Genomic DNA, 21,768 nt, shown 5'->3' with positions numbered 1-21,768 from the left:
TAATAAAAACGTAAAAAGAAATTCACAAAAGGAGTGTATAAAATGGGAAGATTAAATAGTGACGCCTTAGCTGCAATACAGTTGGATAGTCTCACAAAAAATTTTGGTGATTATCGTGCCGTTAGTGATCTTTCACTTGAGGTAAATAGTGGAGAAATATTCGGATTTCTTGGTTTGAATGGAGCTGGTAAGTCTACCACAATTAAAATGATGCTGTCATTGCTAACCCCTTCGTCTGGCAGTGTCTATATGCTAGGAAATAAAGTTAACTCTGGAAGTCACAAGTTGTGGGAACAAGTTGGTTATTTAGAGGATGCCACTTACTATCCAGGACTTACTGTAATAGAAAATTTAGATATTGCCCGTAGGATGCAAATGATATCTGATCACCAATCTATTACCAGAGTGATACAAAAACTCGGTTTAGAGTCTCATAAAAATAAGAAAGCAAAAAATCTTTCTTTAGGAAACAAGCAAAGGCTAGGGTTAGCCAAAGCAATGATTCACAATCCAAAAATTTTAATTTTGGATGAACCTATCAACGGTCTGGATCCTGCTGGTGTCGTAGAAATCAGGAAAATGCTTTTAGATTTATCAAAAAATTTTGGAGTTACTATCTTTATATCTAGTCATCAACTGGAGGAACTTTCAAAGCTGGTCGATCGAATTGGCATTGTCCATGAAGGTAGCTTAATTCAGGAAATTAAAATGGCACATCTAGAACAGTCTTTACAAAAACATATGATTCTAGATGGACGTAATAAAAATGCAATGAAACATATACTCACAGAACACGGATATAACTTTGAAGAAAATACAGATGGCCGCTTGTTGCTTTTCGATGGCCACGTAACTGAAAAGCCTGAAAGATTAGCTGAATTGCTGGTTCGCTTTGGACAGCCCCCAACTCAACTAAACATCGTTACAGAAGATTTGGAAGGTTATTTTTTACGAATTATTCAAAGTCAAAGGAGGATGAACTAATGAAGATATTGTCATTTATACATTGTGAGGCCCTTAAAGTATTACGTTCAAGTGTTTTTTGGATTGTTGTTGTCGCATTTGCCACTATGCCAATTATGCTTGGCCTAGTAACATATAACAATGCTGTTAATACAGGGTGGGAACCTTATTTAACTGATTTACTTGGTTCAATCACTGCTATTTTGGTTATTGGATTCTCTTTCACCTCATGTTGGGTTTTCGGACGGGAGTATACAGATAAAACAATCAGTGAATTGCTAGTGAAACCTGTATCTAAACTTTATGTGGTAATCTCAAAGTTCATCATAATTTTTCTTTGGGATGTATTGATGGCCTTTTTCATGTTTGCAGTTGTATTCATTATGGGTATTTTAATTGGACTTAATGGTGGCACATGGTTGCTTATCATGAATAGCTTTTTTACTTTTATGTTAGCATCACTACTAACTATGGTTGTTAGTACAATAAGTGCCTTATTGGCAAATGTCAGTAAGGGATATTTAGCACCTATTGGACTTGCGTTCCTTATTGTGGTCATTTCCAATGTCGTTGCGCAGGCTGGACTTTCAGCTTACTTTCCTTGGACAATTCCAGCATTATTTATTTCAAATGTTCCTCTTGGAATCACTAGCATCTCCATACTTGCGATTACTGGAGTAACAGGATTTGTTGGAACAGTCGCATGGTGGAGGTTTGCAGAACAGCAATAGGTTTAATTAAGCTTTTGTATAAGGATGATAGGGTATAATAACTACTTTCTCCACAGACTATATATTGCCTGTATAGTCTGTGGAGAATTTTATCATTCACCAGGAGTAAATTCTATGCATGAAATGGCGCATTAATAAAAATCTTTTGATACTGCTTCTGTCGCTTTATCAATAAAAGCAGCAATTTTGCTGGGACTTTCCTTCAGTCCACTATTAACCCACTTTTTTATTATGGCTATGCTGCCATATGCGGTAAATGTATACCATTTATCAAATAATTCTTGATCAAAATATTTAACTTCTTTACTCCATTTCTCAATATTTAAATCGTGGCTGATATAAATAATACGTTCTAATAATTTTTTGTCCCCATTCTCTGAAAATAATACTTCACATATATTACTATTTGCTTTTATATACTTGCAAATTTCATATGATAGTTTAGCAGATGCTTTAAGGTTCATAGTATGTTCCACAACCTGTCTGATTTCTTCATATAACTCATCTTCAATATTTGATAGAAGTTCAAACTGATTCGCATAATGTGAATAAAAAGTATTGCGGTTTATATTTGCTTTCTTGCATATATCTGTAACTGTAACTTTGCTGATAGGATTCTCTTTCATAAGTTCCAATAAACTGTTTTTTATAACCATCTTTGTATATCTCACTCGTTGGTCAGCTTTTTCGTATGCCATAATATCCTCCCTAAATAAATCATAAACGAACATCCCTTACATCGTTTGTAAGATATCGAACGTAATGTTATCGAACTGCCTGTTGATTAAGTAACATGGTGTTATTATAATATATTTGAACGTTCGACACAAATATTAATTTTAACTGGAGGTACAAACAATGGAAAATATAACATTAGTTCCTGTATGGCTTATTCAAGATATTTTAGTTTTAATAATTGCAACTTTAATGATTTTTTATATAATTAATAACGAAGAACGTCCAAAGATTATATTAATGCAATTCATAGGTTTTGTCTTTTTCTACGCCGCAGCCTTTGAAAATGTTGCGGTATCTATGGGACTTATGGGAAATGAAGGTTTTTACGCATATGGGCGCAGTATCCTAATGATATTCAATATACCATTAACTGTTCCAATTATCGAGTTTCTTATAGTTTACTCAACGTTACGTGTTTTGAAGACGATAAATATACCGTCCTGGACGAAACCATTCATTACTGGACTTAGTGCTATGATTTTTGACTTTTCACTGGATCCAGTCGCAGTAAAACAGATTTTTCAAACTTCTGAAGGAATCATTGCCAGGTGGAGTTATTACCCGATCCCTGGTGAACCTGTAATATATGGGGAACCTGTCATGAATTTTACAGGATGGATCTATATAGCCGGATACTGGACTGCCTTTATTTTAATCGGTGAATGGTGGCATAAAAAGAAAGGTTACAATAATCTAATTGGTTATATATATCCGATATTGGCTTCCATTCTTTCTCTAGTTTGTTTGGTTTCACCTTTATCCAATTTCTTTAATTTTATGGGACCATTTTTCCCAAGAACGTCTAATATGCAATGGGTAATGTTGATTGCACTTTCCATAATTACAGTGGGAGTTTTAGTGTTAGCCTTAGTTAAGTTCTGGGATCGTCGTTTTGTTAGCTCTTTGAATTACAAAAAAGATTTTCCAATCATGTTTACTTTCCTAGGTTTTCCTCTGGTTAACACCTTACTTTGTGTTATTGGCGGGTACATGGAGGTACTATGGCTTGTTATCCTTGCACAATTGTTATTATTGATAGGCTGGTGTGGAATTTATGTTTTGAACAAAAAGTTTTTCCTAAGAAATGAAGTATCGCAAACAAGTTAGATAAATATTTCAATAAGTAAGCAGTAAGGGCTTGCTGCCTGTTTAGAATGTGTGGTGTATTTTAAGCCCTTAGCTGCTTTTTTAAGATAAAACAGATAGGAAATAAACCCTTAATTAGCAGCCAATGAAAATCTCAGATGTCCTCTATAAAAAGGTCAAAAAAATCGGGCTATAAAATTAATTTTTAAAGCCCGATTTTCACTTAATTTTCACATCAAAACAGCTACATATGTAGTCAATCCGTCTTATTTAACTTTTGGACAACTATTCGTCATCAATACAACATTCTCTATATGAGCCGTCTGAGGAAACATATCAACTGGCTGAACCTTCTCAGTTTTATATCCAAGTCCATCTAAAATATTTAAATCCCTAGCCAAGGTACTTGGATCACAAGATACATATACAATTCTTTTAGGATTAATAGATGTTATTGCTTCAAGCAGAGCTTTCTCACAACCTTTTCTTGGTGGATCTACAACCACAACATCTGCCTTTATTCCTTTAGTTATAAGGTCTGGTATTACCTCTTCTGCCTCTCCTACAAAAAATTCTACATTATCCACATTATTTGCTTCTGCGTTTTTCCATGCATCATCTATGGCTTGTGGTACTATTTCAACCCCATAAACTTTTTTAGCTTTTTGTGATAGAAATAGTGTTATTGTTCCAGTACCGCAATATGCATCAAATACAGTTTCCTCCCCAGTAAGGCCAGCAAACTCTAAAGCTTTAGAATAAAGCACTTCTGTTTGTGTTGGATTTACTTGAAAAAATGATAATGGAGATATATTAAATCTAAAGCCTCCTATATAATCAGTTATAGTATCTTTTCCCCAAAGAGTTCTAGATTTCATCCCAAGTATTACGTTGGTTTCTTTATCATTTATATTTTGAACTATTGAAGTTAACCCTTTTATGTTATTTATCATCAATTCTATAAATTCTTTTTTATATGGAAGCTCAGTAGAGTTTGTTACTGGAACTATCATTACCTCCCCAGTTTTAAATCCCTTTCTTATCATAATATGTCTCATGATACCCTTAGGATTATATCTTCCATCTACTGTAGCTGGAGTTATGTTGTATTTCTTCATCCACTTTTTAGTTAGTTCTACAACCTTATCCCCAATTTCATCTTGAATATGACAAGTCTTTAAATCAATAATATCATGGCTTCTAGGCGCATAAAAACCGATCTTAAGCTCTCCGTTAACTGAGCCTATAGGCAATTGGACCTTATTTCTGTATCTAAAAGGATTCTCCATTCCAATAGGCTTTAAAACTATATTATCATTTAATTTTCCTATTTTAGTTATACAATCCTTAACTCTTTCCTCTTTAAAATCTATCTGAGCCTTGTAGCTTGCATGTTGAAGCCTACAACCTCCACACTTTTCATATATTCCACACACAGGAATTTCTCTTTCTGGAGATTCGTCTATAATTTCTAAAAGCTTCCCATATGCATAGGTCTTTTTTGTTTTTACTATTTTAACCTTAACTTTTTCGTTCTTTAATGCACCCTCTATAAATATTGGATAGCTACCAATCTTAGCTATTCCTTCTCCTTCATATCCTTGAGAAATTATATCTAAAACATATTCTTTATTCTTTTCAACCAAATCTATCACCCTTGCGCTTTCCTAAATTCGATAATATTAGAATATCAGTTAACATTTTTTCATGCAACTATTATCCACACTTACTTCAGATTTATTCACAGCTTGATCAACAAAAAAGGTAAAAGCCTTTTTATTAGTATATGCTTTTACCTTCTCATTATTATATTAAAAATTCAATGCCTATTTTACTTTAATTACATTTATATCTTTTCATCATTATGCTTTATATGTGAAATACCCCATGTATTCATAGAATCTAAAATTGGACTTAATGAATATCCAATTTCAGTCAATGAATATTCTACTCTAGGAGGAACCTCTGCATAAACCTTTCTTTCTATTATCCCGTCAGACTCCAACTGTTTAAGTTGTTGAGTTAACATCTTCTGGCTTATTCCATTAATTCCTTTACTTAATTCTGAAAATCTTTGAACCCCTTTATTTAATAGGTTTCTAATAATTAATACCTTCCACTTATGTCCAATCAAATTAACTGTATGCTCAATTGGACAATGTTTATCACATGGCATTTTATTCCCCACCTCATCTTTATTCAATACATACCATTTGGTAAGTACTTAACTAAAAAGTGCCTTATTGCAAAAAGAAAGTTGCTATACTATGATGATTTTACAGCAGTTAATATATAAATTCAAGCGCTTGTATCAGTTCATTATGATTGCTGAATATTAGATATTATAACCATATAAAGGAGAAATAGTAATGCAAAAATTTAATATTGATAACATTACAGACTTTGTAGCTGATAAAAGTGCACGTAAAGGAATATTTAAAGAAGGTCAGCTAGATACAGGTCTTTTACTTTACACCCCTGGTCAGATAACCCCAGACCATAAGCATTCAGATATTGATGAGGTGTTTTATATAATTTCTGGAGAAGGTACCATTACCATAAATAATGAACCAATCTCTATAAAGGAAAAAGATATTATTTTTTCACCACATGGTGAAACTCATGGATTCAACAATACCTCCTCATCCAATTGGGTTGTATTACAAATCAAACTTCAGCTACCAAAAGATAATTAATAGGAGGTATTAATTAATGTTTACTCACATTGACCATGTAGCAATCTCTGTTAAAGATAGAGAAAAGTCTATTGAATTTTATGAAAAAAACTTTGGTTTTAAAAAATACTTTGAACATGATGTCCCCGGCATACCAGAAATTGAAAAAGTCGTCTATCTTAAATTAGGTAACACAGTTTTAGAACTTGAGCATTGGACAAAGAAAAAAATAAATTCTGGATCACATTTTTGCCTTATTAGTGATAACTTTGATGAAGACTACTCTAAATTAGTTGAGGCTGGTGTACCCATCGTTGCTAAACCACATATTCCTAGTCCAAGAACCCCTGAAGAGAAAGGGTGGAAACGTGTTGTCTTCAAAGGTCCTGATGATGAACACATTGAATTTAGAGGTTAAACTAATTAAATAAAATCAAAAAGGTAAAAGCTTTTATCATTATATGCTTTTACCTTATCTTCATTATATATTAAAATTTTATCCCTCTATAAAGGTTTCACAGGCTGTTCCATAAGAACTTCTAGCCTCTGGCCCAAATATAACTAGGTTATCTGCTGAACATTCTCCTCTTTTGTTGTATGCACATTTTTTTGCTTCACATTTAACTTCTGGAGACATTAATATTCCGCTATTATTTGAAAACATCTGTTTTAATTCACCAACATAATTAGTATTTCCAACACTAGTAACAGCATTTTTAAAACTTTTTTCAGCAAATGTACCACACTGAGTTCCTGAAGAACTAGAAGCATCATGTCCTGTTACTAATATTACATTTGCAGAACATAATCCAGATATATTGTTAACACAATCCATAGCGCTACATCCAAGTTTATTCATAAAATCCAGCTCCTTCTTTTATATTTCATATCTATTATCTACAAAAGAAAGGCTTTTATTCATTATCTAAGTTTTTTATAAAAGTTTCTAAATACTTTTCTAATAGCTTTATTTCTTGGCTAGATAAACCCTCTGCTGCCTTTTTTATAGTCTCATTATTTATTTGCTCAAGCTCTTCCATATTATATAACGCCTTTTGCGTTAATAGTAAATAAAAACTTCTTTTATCCTTAGGATTTTTAATTTTTTCTATCCATTCCTTATTTATAAGTCTATTAATAACTCCAGATAAAGTTGCTTTATCTAAATTTAATCTTCTTCCTATTTCTAAAGGGGTTAGCTCTTCTATATCCCCCTTTAATTCTTCTATATTATAAATGTCCTTCAAAACAGACCACTGAACTGCTGTTAGTCCCAAATTTTCTAAGGATATATTTATTTTATTCTTTAAAAGTTTTGATGATCTATTAATTAACGTACCTATATTATTATCCATATTATCCTCCATATGGTTAGTATACAAACTAATAATATATTAAAAACGTCTTTCCATCAATAAAAACCTCTGAATTTCTAATTTTGTATCTTTCTTGAGAAAATGAATTTGATGGAGCTTTAAGAGAAGCCCATCAGAATAAAAGAGTCTTTTTAACTTTTTAAATGTTTTTCTTTTTAAATGTTTTTCTTTTTAACTTTTTAAATGTTTTTCTTTTTTTCTTTTTAAATGTTTAAACATTTAACTTTTTAACTTTTTATTAAACATAGTATTTAATGAATCTAATGAAGCCTGAGAAACAGCTTCTACAGCAACAAGGTGTTTAACTCTTTATTAAACATAATCTTAACAAGAATGACTTTAATGAGGCTTGAGAAGAAGCCTCTACAGCAATAATGTGCACCATTCTTTATCGAAGTAATTACTGACTCTTTTTTAGCTTTAATTTTTATGAAAGGTATTACCTGCATCCTCTCTCCCCCTATTTCTATCATTCCTTAGCTAAGGTTACACTTATTAGATGTATTTGCTATGGAAAATGCTCGCAACATTTACAAAAATTATTTTCTACAAATTGCTTGTACATAAATATAGTTCGCACGCTAATTAGTTGTTTATATAAATATGATATTTTTCACTAATTTTTCTTAAAAAACTACAAAAAAAGAGCACCTTTCGGTGCAAGTAAATTGAATCAGTTGCCATTAGATTCTTATTTTATCTAACTTGGCTATGAAAACGCGCATTTCCATAACATTGATATTATAGCCTAAAACTGCCATGTTCAATTGTTAACATTCTGTTAATTTTATTCTAAAGGGGATAAATTAAATATTTTTCTTAGTATTCTGTAGCTTCTGGAGCCATAAGTAAAGCTATATTTAGGTTTCCATTTCTACAACGTAGCTCGTCTAAAAATTTCTTTTGACTTACTGTTTTATCCATTGTTACGGTATAAACCAATTCAAATAAGCTTCCCAAATTAGTTGTTTTAACTTTTTTAAGCTCATATCCTGTTGTGAATTTCTCAAATACATCATCAAAAGCGCCTTCGTAGTCTAAATCTTCCGGAATAGATATTTTTAATAACTTTTCTGATACATTTTTATTCCCAAAGTTTATTAAACTTAATATAAACATAAGTGCACAAAGGATTGCTGTAAATAATATTGCATAACCTATAAAGCCAGCTCCTGTAGCTAATCCCGCTGCCATAGCAAATAACACATATGATATATCTTTTGGGTCACCTGGGGCACTTCTAAATCTTATTATTGAAAATGCTCCTGCTAAACTAAAGGCTCTAGCAACATTACTTCCTATCAATAATATTATTATAGCAACTACAGCTGGCAAAAGTACCATGGTTAGTGCAAAGTTTTGTGAGTATAACTTTTTACTGCTCGTTTTCATATAGGTAGTACTAATTACTCCTCCTAGGATAAATGAGGCCCCTATTATTAATAATGCAGTTACTAAAGATATTGTGGAATCAGTTGTTGTGGTTGTTGAGCTGAATATTGATTCAAGCATATGTTAAGTTCTCCTTTCGCATCCATACTATTTTTTATCATATTTTTATATTCATTACCGTATTTTGAAAAACTTGAGCTATATAATTTATATTCAGAAAGTAATTTTGAAAACCATAATGGCACAGTGTTTTCTGCTTTTACTTCCATAAGCCATAAATCATCTTCCACTAAAATATTTCCATAATCACCATACTCAAGTTTTAAATCATATCTTCTGGTTCTTATATTAGTATCAAAAGTTACTCTAAACTCACGATTTTCTTTCTCAAAATAAGCTATTCTATCATAAGCTATATAAACCTTTGGTTCTAAATCATATATCTTCAATATATAAGATAGTTCCTTTAATACCTGCTTGTTCATATATTCCTTATACTCTGGCTTAATACCAGTATCTAAGAATTCGTAGGCTTCATCTAACTTCAAGGTTGTTCTCCTTTTGTTAACTATGCCTTTAAACTTCTTCTTAACCTCTAAGTATACTTTGTCATTTTCTTCAGGTACTCCATAAGATCTTAGTCTAACTTTTTCCTTATATTTAGGTTTATCTAAGGATCTTCTTATTAATAAGTCATCTTTTGTATCGTAATAAAGATTTGATATTTTATAGAATTCATCATTTTGATTGAATTCATCCATTTCCATACGTTTTAGTAATTCTCTCTTAAAATCCATATATAATTCCTTATTCATTTGAAATTTGTTCTCGTATCTATTAAACACTTCTATAGCCATGTAACTCACTCCTTATAATATTTCATTAATCTTTGTTAACAAGAACTTAATAATCTATGTTTAAAGTTTACTTTTTTAACCTTAAACCAACCTTAAAGACTTTTTTAAGCTAATGTCTATCCTCTTCCCCCTTTAAGCTTCATTTAAGCTTAGCTATGATATAATTAGGATAAAAACTACTTTAACAGGAGGAATATTATGAGGATTTTAGTAGTTGAAGATGAGATCCATTTATCAGAGGCTTTATCTCAAATATTAAAGAAAAATAATTATACTGTAGATGTAGTTCATGATGGTGAAGATGGATTAGACAATGCTTTAAGTGGTATTTACGATATTATACTATTAGATATAATGCTTCCTAAAATGGATGGATTAACAATTCTAAAGCATTTACGAAAGGAGGAAATAGCTACTCCAGTTATACTTTTAACTGCAAAAGGAGATATCTCTGATAAAGTTAAAGGGCTAGATACTGGCGCGGATGATTACCTAGCAAAACCTTTTGCAACTGAAGAGTTATTAGCTAGAATACGTGCTCTTTCAAGACGCAAAAGTGAAGTTATAACAGACAACACCCTAAAAACAGGCTCTATTGAACTAAATCCAGCCACTTTAAAATTATCTATGGATGATAAAGAAATTAAGCTTATATTAAAGGAAAGTGAACTCTTAGAACTGCTTATTATACGTAAAAACGCTGTTACCTCTAAAGAGTTAATAATAGAGAAGATATGGGGCTTTGATTCTGAGGTTGAGCATAATCATGTAGAAGTTTATATATCTTTTTTAAGGAAAAAACTTTTGTTTTTAGATGCGGATGTTGAGATTAAAACCATACGTGGGGCTGGTTATATCTTGGAGGTTAAAAAATAAATGTTTAAAAAGCTTAGAAATAGATTTCTAATTCTCAATCTAGTAATTATTTCTATAATGCTTCTTATTTCCTTTACTTCTATTTATGCAATAACTCATAAAGATATCTACACTCAGATAGATATGGATTTAGATAAGCTTTCAGGAAGTGATGCTAAAGGTAACAAACCTAAAACTAATGATGACATGCCTAATGATAAACAGATGGATGTACCCCAAAATGATTTTACTAAAGGGCAAGGTCCTATGGAAAGGTATGCTTTCACAGTTACTACTGATGGCAATTGGAACAAGATAAGCACTTTTTCACGCTTTAGTATCTCTGATGAATTTTATGAATCAGCAAAAAAGGCAGCTATAAATAAGAAGGTTAATAGAGGATATATTTCAGTTGACGATACTGATTTAGCCTTTGTTATAAATCATACTTCTAGTGGTTATAACTTATATTTTTTAGACATAACCTTTCAAAAAAATACTCTCAGAAGTTTGATTTATACATTTACAATTGTCGCCTTCTTTATGCTAATAATCATTTTCCTAATTAGTAGATTTTTTGCTAATAGATCAATTCAGCCTATAAAAGAAGCCTTTGACAAACAAAAACAATTTATAGCTGATGCATCTCATGAGCTTAAAACACCTCTAACCGTTATAAATACAAATGTTGACGTACTTCTTTCAAATAAAGATGACTTCATACATAATCAATCTAAATGGCTATACTATATTAAATCTGAAGCTGAAAGAATGAATAAACTAACAAGTGATTTATTATATCTAGCTCAAGTAGATTATTCAGATGTAAAGATGATTTTTTCTGATTTTAACTTAAGTGAAGCCGTAGAACATATTATCTTGACCATGGAAGGAGTCGTATTTGAAAATAATATCGCTCTTCATTATGATATTGAACCTAACTTAATAGTATCTGGTAACATAGAACAGCTTAAACAAGTTATAATGATTTTCCTTGATAACGCTATTAAATATACAGATAAAAAAGGTAAAATAAATCTAATTCTAAATAAAACCCATAATAAAATCAATTTATCTGTAACTAACACAGGAAAAGGAATTCCAGAAGAGCATATCTCCAAGATCTTTAATAGATTCTATCGCACTGATAAATCTCGAGCGAGAGATAGTGGTGGATATGGACTAGGACTATCTATAGCCAAAGCCATAGTTGAACAACATAACGGAAAAATATCTGTAAAAAGCATTGTTGATAAAGAAACCACCTTTTCTATTGAATTACCTAAAAATAAATGATAAAAAGCTATTTCACTAATTATTTTAGTGAAATAGCTTTTCATTAATTTATTTATTGGTTTGAGGTTGTTGCGCCTCTGTTGGTCTATCACCATTTGGTGCTCCTTGCATTCCTCCTTTACCACCTTGCCCTTTCATTCCTCCTTGTTGACCGCCTCCTGGGCCCATTTGGTTAGTTCTAGCTTCTGTTACCCCTGATTCTGATAACCAAGTTACTGAGTTAGATATGGAAAAATCAACTACTTTTGTTCCATTAGTATATTTTCCGTTAGTGTAAAGTCCATTTTTTGCTGCTCCTGTTGATGCTCCTCCCGAATATAATGTATAAGTTTTATCTTTTTGTATTTCTGGTGAACTTATAACTATAGATTGATAATCCTTATTAGGCGCTATAGTTATAATATCTTTTCCATCACTATCTTCTAAATGCACTATTGTTCCAGCTTGTTGTTTACTAGTATAAATCATGCTAATTGTGTTTTGTGTTGAGCTATCTGATGTTGCTTGTGCCATTCCTGAACTTCCATAAGCTACTAATAATCCGCCTGTCATCTCAAAGCTTCCATCATAGTCTAAGGCTCCATCTCCATCATTTGTAGGTCCGCTAACAATCACAGTTCCATTTGTCATATAAATATATCCGTTTGAGTCTAATCCATCTCCAGATGCATCAACCATAATATAACCACCATTTATAACCAATTTATTATTTTCATTCGCCTGTCCTGGTGCATTATTTTGAGCTGATTCATCATCTCCTCCAGCTGCATTTATTCCATCATCACTGGCAACTATATTTATATCTCCTCCATTTATAGTTATTACTGCACTCTCAAGCCCTTCATAACTTTTTGATATATCTATTTTTCCATCGTTAATAACTAAAGTATTATCAGCATGCACTCCATCATCTCCAGCTGATAATGATAAGGCTCCTCCATTTATTACGATGCTATTATTTGTGTGTACCGAATCATCAGCAGAATTTATGTTAAATGTTCCTCCAGCTATTCCTATCTCTCCTGATGCTTTTAGACCTTTGGTACTTGTGGTATCATCTGTACTACTTGATTCAGAGGTTTGCTGTGTATTTCCACCTTGTTGTCCTCCAAATCCTCCTGGCCCTCCCATATCATTATTGGTCTTGGCAGGTGCATTTTCACTTCCTCCACCAGCTGTAATATTAAATTCACCCTCTTTTATAAGCAAGTAAGTTTCTGCCTGTATTCCATCTTGCTCTGCCTCTATGTTGAATTTTCCACCTTCAATTGCTATAAAACCTTTAGTTGTATCTGCATCATTTGTAGATTTAATACCATCTCCTCCTGCATTTATAGTAATGTTTCCAGAATTGACTGCAACTAAGTCTCTTCCAACTATACCATTATCAACAGAATTTACTTCTATATCTCCTCCAGTTATTTTTAAATCATCTTTTGTCTTTATCCCTTTACTGTAATTACCATTTACAATCAGCTTACCTGACCCATTTATAGTAAGATCATTTTTACTGAATAAAGTTGCATCTGGTTCATCCTCTGAATCTTCTAATGAATATTCTTTTCCATCGGTTAATTTATTTACTGTGCCTTCTTCAATGGATATTATAGTTTTTCCTGCCTTTTTAGAGTATATTGCAGGATTATCGCCGTTGGTTATATCCACTCCATTTAATACTAATCTAACTACACCTTTATCCTCATTATCTATTAGTATTTGACCATCTGTTAAGGTTCCACTTAATACATAAACACCTGCTTTTGTTATAGTTATTGTACTATCCTTAACCTCTACCCCATCTCCTTCTACTGTGGCTGATGCTCCATTTAATTTAATGTAATTAAGACTTTCATTTTTCCAATCTGTATAACTATCTTCTTCATCGTAACTAACTAATTCACTTATTACTGTGCTTATACTCTTATCACCTATTATTGCAGCTATTGTTTGCTCTGTTGCTGTATTACTTGAAGTGTCTGTATTCGTTGCTGTACCTCTAGTACATGAATATAAAAAACTTGTGCACAAAAGTGCTGCTATTAATTTGCTATATATTGATTTTCTATTCATATTTAATTCCTCCATTTCATAGGTTTATTTTATTCTCCACAACTTAAACAAACCTTAAATGAATTAATTTAAATACAAAAAAAACTACCTAGTATAGAAATTTAATTTCTATCTACTAGGTAGCTTTGTTATAAGTTTATATTATTTCAAAGACTCTATTAAAGCATCTAACTTAGGATCTGACATGAAGTTTTTAATTGTTACTAATTCAGCACTTGGGCAGCTTTTTCTTGCTCTGTCTGCTAAATTTTCTTGAGTTACAACTATATCAGCATCTCCTGGTATTTCATCAACTGATGAATGAGTTACTTCTATATCTAAGCCTAATTTTTGAACTTTGCTTCTTATTTTTGAAGCTCCCATTGCACTTGATCCCATTCCAGCATCACATGCAAATACTATTTTGTTTACTTTTCCAGTCTTTTTAACTTTTAAGCTTTGTACAGCTTCTTTAGCTGATTCTAAATCTTCTTCATCTTGTACCTTAGCATTTTTAACAAATATTGAAGCTACTAAGAATGAAACTACTGCTGAAACAGCAACACCTGCAATTACTGATAAGAATGATCCCTTAGGTGCTAATGCCATTATAGCTAATATACTTCCTGGTGATGGGCTTGCTACAAGTCCTGCACCTAATATTGAGAATGTGAATACTCCACTAGCTCCACCAGCTATTACTGCTAATACTAATGCTGGGTTCATTAATACATATGGGAAGTATATTTCGTGAATTCCGCCTAGGAAATGTATGATTATTGCTCCTGGAGTTGAATCTTTTATAGATCCTTTTCCAAATACAAAGTATGCAAGTAATATTCCAAGTCCTGGACCTGGGTTAGCTTCTAGTAAGAAGAATACTGATTTACCAACTTCTTTAACTTGTTCTACTGCTAATGGACTAAGTATACCGTGGTTAATTGCATTGTTTAAGAATAATATCTTACCTGGTTCTATGAATATTGATACTAGTGGTAAAAGATTTGCATTTACCATAGCTTCAACTCCACCTTGTAGTATAGTAGTTATTGCTACTACAACTGGACCTATACCTGTGTATGCTAGCATTGCTAATATCATACCTAAAATACCGATTGAGAAATTGTTTACTAACATTTCGAATCCAGCAGGTATTTTTCCATCTACTGCTTTGTCAAACTTCTTGATTACCCATCCTGCTAAAGGTCCTACTATCATAGCACCTAGGAACATTGGCATATCTGCTCCAACTATAACTCCCATTGCAGCTATAGCACCGATAACTCCACCTCTTTGTCCACCTACAGTCTTACCACCAGTGTATGCTATTAATAATGGTAGTAAGTAAGTTATCATTGGTCCAACTAATTTAGCAAAATATTCATTTGGTATCCATCCTGTTGGTATAAATAAAGCTGTTATAAGTCCCCATGCTATAAAAGCACCGATGTTTGGAAGTACCATTCCACTAAGGAATTTACCGAATACTTGAACTTTGTTTTTAAATCCACCATTTTGACTCATTTTTTATTACCTCCTTTTGATACTTTCATTATACGTTTACAGGTAGTATGATTTCAATCTATAGATACTGCTACATTGTCACCAAGGGTTAGTGACAAATTTTTATATCTTTTTATCTAGATAGTGACACTTCTAAACCATTGATTTTACTGAGTTGTAGCCCTATGGTTTTTTTTAAGTCCCTATCTACTCTATAGATTTCAGCTATTCAACTTATATATTTCTCAAAAATAAATGTTATTATAATGGAAATAGTTAGCAACAAAATTGCTAACTATTTTTATACACATACATGACATTATTTAAATAATTCTCTTACTTGTTCATACTTACTTTCTATACTTATAAGTATGTTTTCATCTGATATCTCAGAAACTTCTTGAACTGCACCTTTGATTCCTTTTTCTTTTATTATCTCTTGTAATTTTAAGCTTTGAGGATCTTCTGGGTTATTGTAATATAATACAGCACCTACTCCTAGTAGTAAGTTTTCTGTACTTATACCATATGACATAGAGGTTAATAGAGGTTTAACTAGTCTATCACCTTTACTTAACTTTCTGATAGGTTCTCTTCCTACTCTCTTTATATCATCTTGAAGATATGGATTTCTAAATCTAGCTATTATCTTATCTATATACTTTAAGTGATCTTCTCTGTCAAAATCATATTTCTTTACTAATCCATCTCCACTTTCTACCATAGCATGGTATACAACTTCATAGATTTCATTATCATTTATACTTTCTTCTATGGTTTTATAGCCTCTTAAATTACCCAAATACGCAGTTATTGCATGACCTGTATTTAAAGTAAATAACTTTCTCTCTACATATGCTATAAGATTTCCAGTTAAATTCATTCCATTTATTTCTGGAATTTCTCCTCTAAATCCATTTCTATCTACATTCCATTCATAGTAATTTTCTACTACTACATCTAATGGATTCTCCATTTTTTCACTTACTGGAGGTACAATTCTATCAACAGAACTATTAGGGAAACCTACGTATTTATCCACAGTTTCCTTTTCTTCTTCTGTTAAATATTTAAATATTTCTTCTTTTAAAACTTCTGATGCTCCTACTGCATTTTCACAAGCTATTATGTTTAAATTCTTTTCTACCCCTTTAGCTAATCTATTTTTTATTCCCTTTGCTAAAGTTTCTGCTATTCTGCTTAATATATTTACCCCTACTGCTGTAGTCATTATATCTGCTTCAAGTATTGCATCCATTAATTTTTCATCATTTATATTTAAGGCTGAAACATTTTCGACTTTTTCATCTCTTTTTTCATTATCTAATACATGCACAGTGTAATTTTTAAGTTCATTTATTAACTCGACAACGGTATTGTTAGCGTCTACGAAAGTAACCTCAAAACCAGAGTGAGCTAAAAGTTCACCTATAAATCCTCTTCCTATATTTCCTGCTCCTATTTGTATAGCTTTCATATCTCTTCCTCCTATTATTTTATACTGCACTAGCAAAAAGTTTGTATATTTTGTCTTTATCTCCAGTTGTATATAACTCTTTTGTTATTTCTTCATCCTCTAGTACTACTGCTATATTGGACAGTATTTTTATGTGTTCATCACCTATTCCAGCTATACCTATAACTAAATATGCTTTTTCATCATCAAATTGTATTCCATTTGGGAATTGTAATACTACTATTCCTGATTTTTTTATATTTTTCTTAGCTTCACCTATTCCATGAGGTATAGCAACCCCCATGCCTATATAAGTTGTTACAACTTCTTCTCTTTCTTTCATAGCTTGAATATATTCTTCTTCAACATATCCAGATTCAACTAATAATCTTCCTGCCATCTCTATAGCTTCAACTTTACCAACTGATTCTAAACCTAATCTTATATTAGCTTTTCTTAATATATCACTCTCATTTTCTACTACGACTTCTTCTTTTTTATTTTTCTTAAAAAAATTGAACATTTATTTGCACCTCTTTTTTCTTTTTTTAATTTCTATATTAATGATATTATAAACTTTTTTTATCTGTAATTTTTTGAACAATTTTAAAATAAAACTTAGTATATAAATTTTCTAAATAATTCAATAGCTGTTCTTTATCTTTAACAATAAAATCTTTCACTAAATTTTCATCTTGAATTATAGCTTCACTTATTTCACTAACTGTTTTCAATAATATAGTATTATTTTTCTTAGGTACTATTATTACAACAACAACTTTTAAATTTGGAAAATCTTCTACTTCTTTTTTCGGTCTTATTAATCCAAATTTTACCCCTTGGAAGGAATCTAAAGTACAATGTAACAAACTTATTCCAAGTTCCTCTATAAATGTTGATCCTAATTTTTCTCTATATAATAGTCCTTCTTTTATAAGAGCCTTTTCATTATTATCTTTTGAAAACAATATTGATGTTTTTTCTATTAATTCTTCTTTTGTGGTTATTTCATTATCTTCATAAACCTCAAAGCTATCTAATAATGACTTTATTGCGTTTCCATAACTTGTTAGTGTTAATACATCCTCATACTTCTGCTCTTTATTTACTGATACTCCGTTTTCATTTCCAGAAATCCTATACCTATTTACCGGAATATTCAAAAACTTATTTATCTTGTCTTTGTCTTTATCAGTTAACATAGGACTTACAATAATGCTTGGAAATTTAACATCTAAGTTTATTGTGGATATAATTAAATCTATATCTTTTTCCATTAACATTTTGTCATTTATAGTAAATGCAGAAACAGTATCCACTATATCAATATTAGGAAAAAGTATTAAAAGTTTTGCTGATAATAATCTAGATGTTCCTATACCACTTCCACATGCTACTATTATTCTTGGTTTTGCTAGATTATTTTTTATTCTTTCTATAGCTGCTGCTATATGCATAGCTATATAGGCAATTTCTGATTCTGGTATAGTTCCTTTTCCTATATTCTTTAATACCATACAGCATCTTTTGCTGACATTATATATATCTTTATAGTCTTCTTTTATTCTGTCTAACAGCGGATTTCTTATAACCAAATTCATTTTTAGTCTGCTTACAGCTGGTCCTAAATGATTCACTAAATCCTGTTCTAGCTTCTTATCCTTTGTTAGGGGATAGGAAGTTTCAATTTCTGCTGTTTTTATTATCTCCATAGCTAATTTAGATAAATGAAATTGGGTAATATTTTTATAGTCTTCCTTCGAAGTCACCATATCTAGTTTTGCACCTTTAAGATGCATTGTTATATAACCTATTTCTCCATCTGGTATACTAACATTAAAAGCTTCGGAAAGCTTTTTAGATAACTTTCTAGCTATATCAAATTCTGGTAAGTTTCTAAGTTCATTTAGAGCTTCTTCATTAAAATCAATTTTCTCTTCATTTTTTATTCTCTGTATTGCTAGAGATAAATGTACTATAAGCGCTATATATGCACTATCTGCTAGATGTAATTCTTCTTCACCCTCTAATTGAGAAACGTATTTCTCTATAGTTTTAATAGTGTCTTTTTCTATAAGACTTAGCAGTCTATTTTTTATATCTAATTCCAACTTATTTTTATCTTTTTTATCTAAAGATATTTTTTCTTTTATTATGTTTATAATTTGTTCTTCATCTACAAATTCATAAACCATAGAAGTTATTGCCTGCCTTGTCTTGTCTTCTTCTCCTTCTATATATATCCCGAGTCCTGGTTTACGTACTAATTTTAAATCTCTTTCTTTTATCCAACCTTCTAGCTTATCTAAATCATTACTTAAAGTTCCTTCTGATACATTTAATACAGAAGTAAAATAATAAAGCTTGATAGGCTCCTTTGATAAAAGCAACTCACATAATATAAATAACCCTCTTTGTTTAGGCGAGTAATCCTCTATTAAGAATTGATTATTTACTAATTCTAAAAGCCTTTTTTTCCCTTCCTGAGTTTCTTTTAATATTAACCCAACTCCAGGTTTTCTAACAAAATTAAATCCATTTGCTTTTAAAAATTTCTCTATATAAGGTATAGTTCTTAAAACGGTTCTTGAGCTTACATCTATTTTCTCTGCTATAGCGTTTATTGTTATTGGATTATCTTTATCAGATTCAATTATGGACATAATTATATCTTTTTCTCTTAAAGTAATGCCCATTATTCCATAAACACCTCTCTCTTAAATTCATGCGACGAATCTAGTTTTCTTCGTAAATTCAGCCTTTTATACTATATATTTTAGTTTTTACAGCTTATTTATTCAACCTAAACTTAATCTATCCTAGTCATAATGTATTAGTGACAAAACTAAAAATCCTTTTGTAATAAGTGACATAATTAAATAAGTCCATAAAAAAACTAACTATATTACAATTAAATTGAACAATAGTTAGTTTTTTTATAAAGCACACTATATATACTTAAAATACTAATTTTATTTTTATATTGAGTTTTTCAAAGCTCCATCATTAATGTTAAAAAGCCTAGATGAAACTCTAATAAATTCTTGTAAATTGCAGTTACCAGCTCTTTCCCCTATTCCATTCATAGTGCAATCTACAAATCTTGCTCCGCTTTTAGCTGCTTCAATTGAGTTTGCAAGTGCCATTCCAAAATCATTATGTGCATGCATTTCTATATCTATAGGTACATTTTCTAATATATTAGTAATGGCTGTTCTTGTAGTAGATGGTATAAGTATTCCTACAGTGTCTGCATATCTTATTCTATTTACTCCTAAGTCTTTTAATATTTTAGCCATGTGTATTATAAAATTTATATCTGCTCTTGATGCATCTTCAAATCCTACCGTTACTTCATAATCCTTGTCTTTAACGAAATTAACACATTCTCTCATCTTATTTACAACCCATTTTCTATCTTTTTTAAGTTTAGAGTAAATCTGTATATCTGATACTGGTATGCTTATATGAATAATATCTGGATTACAATCTATAGAATCTATCAAATCTTGTTTATTCAACCTATTCCATACAGATATCAATGAATTTTTCTTCTGCTCCATGATTTTATATATGCATCTTTTTTCTATTTCACCCATGGCAGGTATTCCTGCCTCTATTTGATAGATTTTATTATTATCCATTATCTTTGCTATAGCTATTTTCTTCTTTAATGAAAATGCTATATCAGGACTTTGCTCTCCGTCTCTTAAGGTTGTATCTACTATAAATATATTATTATTCATGAAATACCTCCTAAATCATTTTATACTATTATATATATCTGATACCTCTTTATCATTTAAGCCTCTTCCTCTTCTTGTGCTTAATTCTCTAATCTTATCTAACATTGTTCCTAATCTATCTTCTTCAATCGGAAGTCCCAATTCTCTCAACTTCTTTTTTATTGCCATTTTTCCTGAATGTTTTCCTATTACTAACCTTCTTTTTATTCCAACTTTGGTTGGGTCAAAAGGTTCGTATATTTCTGGATTTTTAAATATTCCATCTGCATGTATTCCAGATTCAAATTCAAATATATTTTTACCTATGATAGGTTTATTACTTGGTGTCGCATTCCCTGTTATTTTTTCAAGTAAGCTTGCCATTTTAGGAAGTACTGATAAATCTTCATCATTTTGTTGATTTAGTATGAAGTTTTTAGAAGCTAGAAGTTCCTCTAATGCACAATATCCACCTATACCTCCAAAACTTGTTGTCACACTTTTTCCCATCATTTTTATCCATTCTATAGCTATTGCAGTAGAACATCCATAATTGTTTTTTGGATTTAAATTTATATTTTCTCCCCATATTTCTTTTAAATTATAAAATACTTTTTTATAGTCATATAATATTAAATCATCCAATCCAGTTATTCGTATAAAATTATTAGCATTTAACCCTAATTTAAAATTAGAGAAAATTTCTATATCTTTAACCGTATTTATATTTATTTCTATCATAAAGTTAACTTTTTCTAAGATATATGAGGGGATATTATTGAGGTTAAAAATTATAAAATTTACATTGTCATACTGGTTCACTTCTAATCTATTTTCAACATTTAATATATATTCTACCCCTTGGGGCAAGGGTAGTAAAATATCTAAAATCCTTGGGGTAACCTCAATATAGTCCCCTCCTATTAATTTAAGATAATTGCATAATTCTCTAAGCTCATTTTTAAATTTTTTAAGCTTGTCGCCATAAATCTCATAAAGTGCAACAAAAGTTTTATCTATAATCGTTATTTTTTTATTTTCCATGCATATTCCCCCTTAGTTGCAC

The 21,768-nt window shown here is 30.9% G+C and carries 22 protein-coding genes; 7 read left to right on the top strand and 15 right to left on the bottom strand.

What is annotated here, in order from left to right:
* The first annotated feature begins 42 nt into the window (after positions 1 to 42).
* Together P8F83_RS21515 and P8F83_RS21510 are read left to right on the top strand one after the other, a co-directional pair.
* Entirely contained in the window at positions 43 to 984 is a 942-nt protein-coding gene (locus P8F83_RS21515; protein WP_326512607.1) for an ABC transporter ATP-binding protein, read from the top strand.
* Positions 984 to 1,694 (top strand): ABC transporter permease, encoded by a 711-nt coding sequence (locus tag P8F83_RS21510; RefSeq protein ID WP_326512606.1) that lies wholly within the window; start codon positions 984 to 986, stop codon positions 1,692 to 1,694. Before P8F83_RS21515 ends, P8F83_RS21510 begins: the two co-directional genes overlap by 1 nt.
* Positions 1,695 to 1,825: 131 nt before the next feature.
* Here P8F83_RS21510 and P8F83_RS21505 read toward each other — a convergent pair whose 3' ends face one another.
* Entirely contained in the window at positions 1,826 to 2,392 is a 567-nt protein-coding gene (locus tag P8F83_RS21505; protein WP_326512605.1) for a TetR/AcrR family transcriptional regulator, read from the bottom strand.
* Between the two features lie 160 nt (positions 2,393 to 2,552).
* Here P8F83_RS21505 and P8F83_RS21500 point away from each other — a divergent pair, with 160 nt between their 5' ends.
* A complete protein-coding gene (locus P8F83_RS21500; RefSeq protein WP_326512604.1) occupies positions 2,553 to 3,539 on the top strand; it encodes a carotenoid biosynthesis protein in 987 nt (328 codons plus the stop codon).
* Positions 3,540 to 3,784: 245 nt separating this feature from the next.
* Here the strand turns inward: P8F83_RS21500 and rlmD are convergent, their stop codons facing one another.
* Together rlmD and P8F83_RS21490 are read right to left on the bottom strand one after the other, a co-directional pair.
* Positions 3,785 to 5,164 carry a 23S rRNA (uracil(1939)-C(5))-methyltransferase RlmD gene (rlmD, locus tag P8F83_RS21495; RefSeq protein ID WP_326512603.1) on the bottom strand — a complete coding sequence of 460 codons (1,380 nt, stop codon included), beginning with the start codon at positions 5,162 to 5,164 and terminating at the stop codon, positions 3,785 to 3,787.
* 200 nt (positions 5,165 to 5,364) lie between these two features.
* Positions 5,365 to 5,694, bottom strand: coding sequence for a winged helix-turn-helix transcriptional regulator (locus P8F83_RS21490; RefSeq protein WP_326512602.1), 330 nt, complete (start codon positions 5,692 to 5,694; stop codon positions 5,365 to 5,367).
* Positions 5,695 to 5,887: 193 nt separating this feature from the next.
* Between P8F83_RS21490 and P8F83_RS21485 the strand changes: the two genes are divergently transcribed.
* A complete protein-coding gene (locus P8F83_RS21485; RefSeq protein WP_326512601.1) occupies positions 5,888 to 6,214 on the top strand; it encodes a cupin domain-containing protein in 327 nt (108 codons plus the stop codon).
* Positions 6,215 to 6,230: 16 nt separating this feature from the next.
* Positions 6,231 to 6,611, top strand: coding sequence for a VOC family protein (locus P8F83_RS21480; RefSeq protein WP_326512600.1), 381 nt, complete (start codon positions 6,231 to 6,233; stop codon positions 6,609 to 6,611).
* Between the two features lie 78 nt (positions 6,612 to 6,689).
* On the opposite strand, the gene P8F83_RS21475 is transcribed toward P8F83_RS21480, so the two are convergent.
* The 5 genes from P8F83_RS21475 to P8F83_RS21455 all read right to left on the bottom strand — a co-directional run bounded on the left by P8F83_RS21475 (position 6,690) and on the right by P8F83_RS21455 (position 9,818).
* Positions 6,690 to 7,052 carry a DUF1540 domain-containing protein gene (locus P8F83_RS21475; RefSeq protein ID WP_326512599.1) on the bottom strand — a complete coding sequence of 121 codons (363 nt, stop codon included), beginning with the start codon at positions 7,050 to 7,052 and terminating at the stop codon, positions 6,690 to 6,692.
* A 55-nt stretch (positions 7,053 to 7,107) separates the two neighbouring features.
* Entirely contained in the window at positions 7,108 to 7,548 is a 441-nt protein-coding gene (locus P8F83_RS21470; RefSeq protein WP_073019249.1) for a MarR family winged helix-turn-helix transcriptional regulator, read from the bottom strand.
* A 305-nt stretch (positions 7,549 to 7,853) separates the two neighbouring features.
* Positions 7,854 to 8,018, bottom strand: a complete 165-nt coding sequence (locus tag P8F83_RS21465; protein ID WP_326512598.1) for a hypothetical protein — start codon at positions 8,016 to 8,018, stop codon at positions 7,854 to 7,856.
* Positions 8,019 to 8,388: 370 nt separating this feature from the next.
* On the bottom strand, positions 8,389 to 9,081 hold the full coding sequence (locus tag P8F83_RS21460) for a DUF4956 domain-containing protein (RefSeq protein ID WP_326512597.1): 693 nt from the start codon (positions 9,079 to 9,081) through the stop codon (positions 8,389 to 8,391).
* Positions 9,024 to 9,818: a polyphosphate polymerase domain-containing protein gene (locus P8F83_RS21455; RefSeq protein ID WP_238902191.1), complete on the bottom strand. Its 795-nt coding sequence runs from the start codon at positions 9,816 to 9,818 to the stop codon at positions 9,024 to 9,026. The genes P8F83_RS21460 and P8F83_RS21455 overlap by 58 nt, the downstream gene beginning before the upstream one ends.
* A gap of 198 nt (positions 9,819 to 10,016) precedes the next feature.
* Here P8F83_RS21455 and P8F83_RS21450 point away from each other — a divergent pair, with 198 nt between their 5' ends.
* On the top strand, positions 10,017 to 10,694 hold the full coding sequence (locus P8F83_RS21450) for a response regulator transcription factor (protein WP_326512596.1): 678 nt from the start codon (positions 10,017 to 10,019) through the stop codon (positions 10,692 to 10,694).
* Positions 10,695 to 11,969, top strand: coding sequence for a sensor histidine kinase (locus P8F83_RS21445; RefSeq protein WP_326512595.1), 1,275 nt, complete (start codon positions 10,695 to 10,697; stop codon positions 11,967 to 11,969).
* A gap of 48 nt (positions 11,970 to 12,017) precedes the next feature.
* Here the strand turns inward: P8F83_RS21445 and P8F83_RS21440 are convergent, their stop codons facing one another.
* From P8F83_RS21440 to P8F83_RS21410, 7 genes are all read right to left on the bottom strand, one after another.
* Positions 12,018 to 14,039 (bottom strand): carbohydrate-binding domain-containing protein, encoded by a 2,022-nt coding sequence (locus P8F83_RS21440; protein ID WP_326512594.1) that lies wholly within the window; start codon positions 14,037 to 14,039, stop codon positions 12,018 to 12,020.
* 141 nt (positions 14,040 to 14,180) lie between these two features.
* The gene (locus P8F83_RS21435; RefSeq protein WP_315111197.1) at positions 14,181 to 15,542 is read right to left on the bottom strand and encodes a PTS mannitol transporter subunit IIBC; all 1,362 of its coding nucleotides are present in this window, start codon (positions 15,540 to 15,542) and stop codon (positions 14,181 to 14,183) included.
* Between the two features lie 298 nt (positions 15,543 to 15,840).
* Complete coding sequence (locus tag P8F83_RS21430) at positions 15,841 to 16,998, bottom strand: mannitol-1-phosphate 5-dehydrogenase (protein WP_326512593.1); 1,158 nt, start codon at positions 16,996 to 16,998, stop codon at positions 15,841 to 15,843.
* A gap of 19 nt (positions 16,999 to 17,017) precedes the next feature.
* The gene (locus P8F83_RS21425; RefSeq protein ID WP_315111190.1) at positions 17,018 to 17,500 is read right to left on the bottom strand and encodes a PTS mannitol transporter subunit IIA; all 483 of its coding nucleotides are present in this window, start codon (positions 17,498 to 17,500) and stop codon (positions 17,018 to 17,020) included.
* 46 nt (positions 17,501 to 17,546) lie between these two features.
* Positions 17,547 to 19,673 carry a BglG family transcription antiterminator gene (locus P8F83_RS21420; RefSeq protein ID WP_326512592.1) on the bottom strand — a complete coding sequence of 709 codons (2,127 nt, stop codon included), beginning with the start codon at positions 19,671 to 19,673 and terminating at the stop codon, positions 17,547 to 17,549.
* A 282-nt stretch (positions 19,674 to 19,955) separates the two neighbouring features.
* A complete protein-coding gene (locus tag P8F83_RS21415; RefSeq protein ID WP_073019228.1) occupies positions 19,956 to 20,723 on the bottom strand; it encodes a beta/alpha barrel domain-containing protein in 768 nt (255 codons plus the stop codon).
* A 15-nt stretch (positions 20,724 to 20,738) separates the two neighbouring features.
* Positions 20,739 to 21,746: a homocitrate synthase/isopropylmalate synthase family protein gene (locus P8F83_RS21410; RefSeq protein WP_326512591.1), complete on the bottom strand. Its 1,008-nt coding sequence runs from the start codon at positions 21,744 to 21,746 to the stop codon at positions 20,739 to 20,741.
* Positions 21,747 to 21,768 lie beyond the last annotated feature (22 nt).

Source organism: Clostridium intestinale (assembly GCF_035905475.1).
Lineage (GTDB): Bacteria > Bacillota > Clostridia > Clostridiales > Clostridiaceae > Clostridium_T > Clostridium_T intestinale.
This window is presented reverse-complemented; position numbering and strand designations above follow the sequence as displayed.

Excerpts from the sequence above, each read along its gene's own strand:
- P8F83_RS21515 (WP_326512607.1), top strand. The coding sequence starts at position 43 with ATGGGAAGATTAAATAGTGACGCCTTAGCTGCAATACAGTTGGATAGT.
- P8F83_RS21510 (WP_326512606.1), top strand. The coding sequence starts at position 984 with ATGAAGATATTGTCATTTATACATTGTGAGGCCCTTAAAGTATTACGT.
- P8F83_RS21505 (WP_326512605.1), bottom strand. The coding sequence starts at position 2,392 with ATGGCATACGAAAAAGCTGACCAACGAGTGAGATATACAAAGATGGTT.
- P8F83_RS21500 (WP_326512604.1), top strand. The coding sequence starts at position 2,553 with ATGGAAAATATAACATTAGTTCCTGTATGGCTTATTCAAGATATTTTA.
- P8F83_RS21490 (WP_326512602.1), bottom strand. The coding sequence starts at position 5,694 with ATGCCATGTGATAAACATTGTCCAATTGAGCATACAGTTAATTTGATT.
- P8F83_RS21485 (WP_326512601.1), top strand. The coding sequence starts at position 5,888 with ATGCAAAAATTTAATATTGATAACATTACAGACTTTGTAGCTGATAAA.
- P8F83_RS21480 (WP_326512600.1), top strand. The coding sequence starts at position 6,231 with ATGTTTACTCACATTGACCATGTAGCAATCTCTGTTAAAGATAGAGAA.
- P8F83_RS21475 (WP_326512599.1), bottom strand. The coding sequence starts at position 7,052 with ATGAATAAACTTGGATGTAGCGCTATGGATTGTGTTAACAATATATCT.
- P8F83_RS21470 (WP_073019249.1), bottom strand. The coding sequence starts at position 7,548 with ATGGATAATAATATAGGTACGTTAATTAATAGATCATCAAAACTTTTA.
- P8F83_RS21465 (WP_326512598.1), bottom strand. The coding sequence starts at position 8,018 with ATGCAGGTAATACCTTTCATAAAAATTAAAGCTAAAAAAGAGTCAGTA.
- P8F83_RS21460 (WP_326512597.1), bottom strand. The coding sequence starts at position 9,081 with ATGCTTGAATCAATATTCAGCTCAACAACCACAACAACTGATTCCACA.
- P8F83_RS21455 (WP_238902191.1), bottom strand. The coding sequence starts at position 9,818 with ATGGCTATAGAAGTGTTTAATAGATACGAGAACAAATTTCAAATGAAT.
- P8F83_RS21450 (WP_326512596.1), top strand. The coding sequence starts at position 10,017 with ATGAGGATTTTAGTAGTTGAAGATGAGATCCATTTATCAGAGGCTTTA.
- P8F83_RS21445 (WP_326512595.1), top strand. The coding sequence starts at position 10,695 with ATGTTTAAAAAGCTTAGAAATAGATTTCTAATTCTCAATCTAGTAATT.
- P8F83_RS21440 (WP_326512594.1), bottom strand. The coding sequence starts at position 14,039 with ATGAATAGAAAATCAATATATAGCAAATTAATAGCAGCACTTTTGTGC.
- P8F83_RS21435 (WP_315111197.1), bottom strand. The coding sequence starts at position 15,542 with ATGAGTCAAAATGGTGGATTTAAAAACAAAGTTCAAGTATTCGGTAAA.
- P8F83_RS21430 (WP_326512593.1), bottom strand. The coding sequence starts at position 16,998 with ATGAAAGCTATACAAATAGGAGCAGGAAATATAGGAAGAGGATTTATA.
- P8F83_RS21425 (WP_315111190.1), bottom strand. The coding sequence starts at position 17,500 with ATGTTCAATTTTTTTAAGAAAAATAAAAAAGAAGAAGTCGTAGTAGAA.
- P8F83_RS21420 (WP_326512592.1), bottom strand. The coding sequence starts at position 19,673 with ATGGGCATTACTTTAAGAGAAAAAGATATAATTATGTCCATAATTGAA.
- P8F83_RS21415 (WP_073019228.1), bottom strand. The coding sequence starts at position 20,723 with ATGAATAATAATATATTTATAGTAGATACAACCTTAAGAGACGGAGAG.
- P8F83_RS21410 (WP_326512591.1), bottom strand. The coding sequence starts at position 21,746 with ATGGAAAATAAAAAAATAACGATTATAGATAAAACTTTTGTTGCACTT.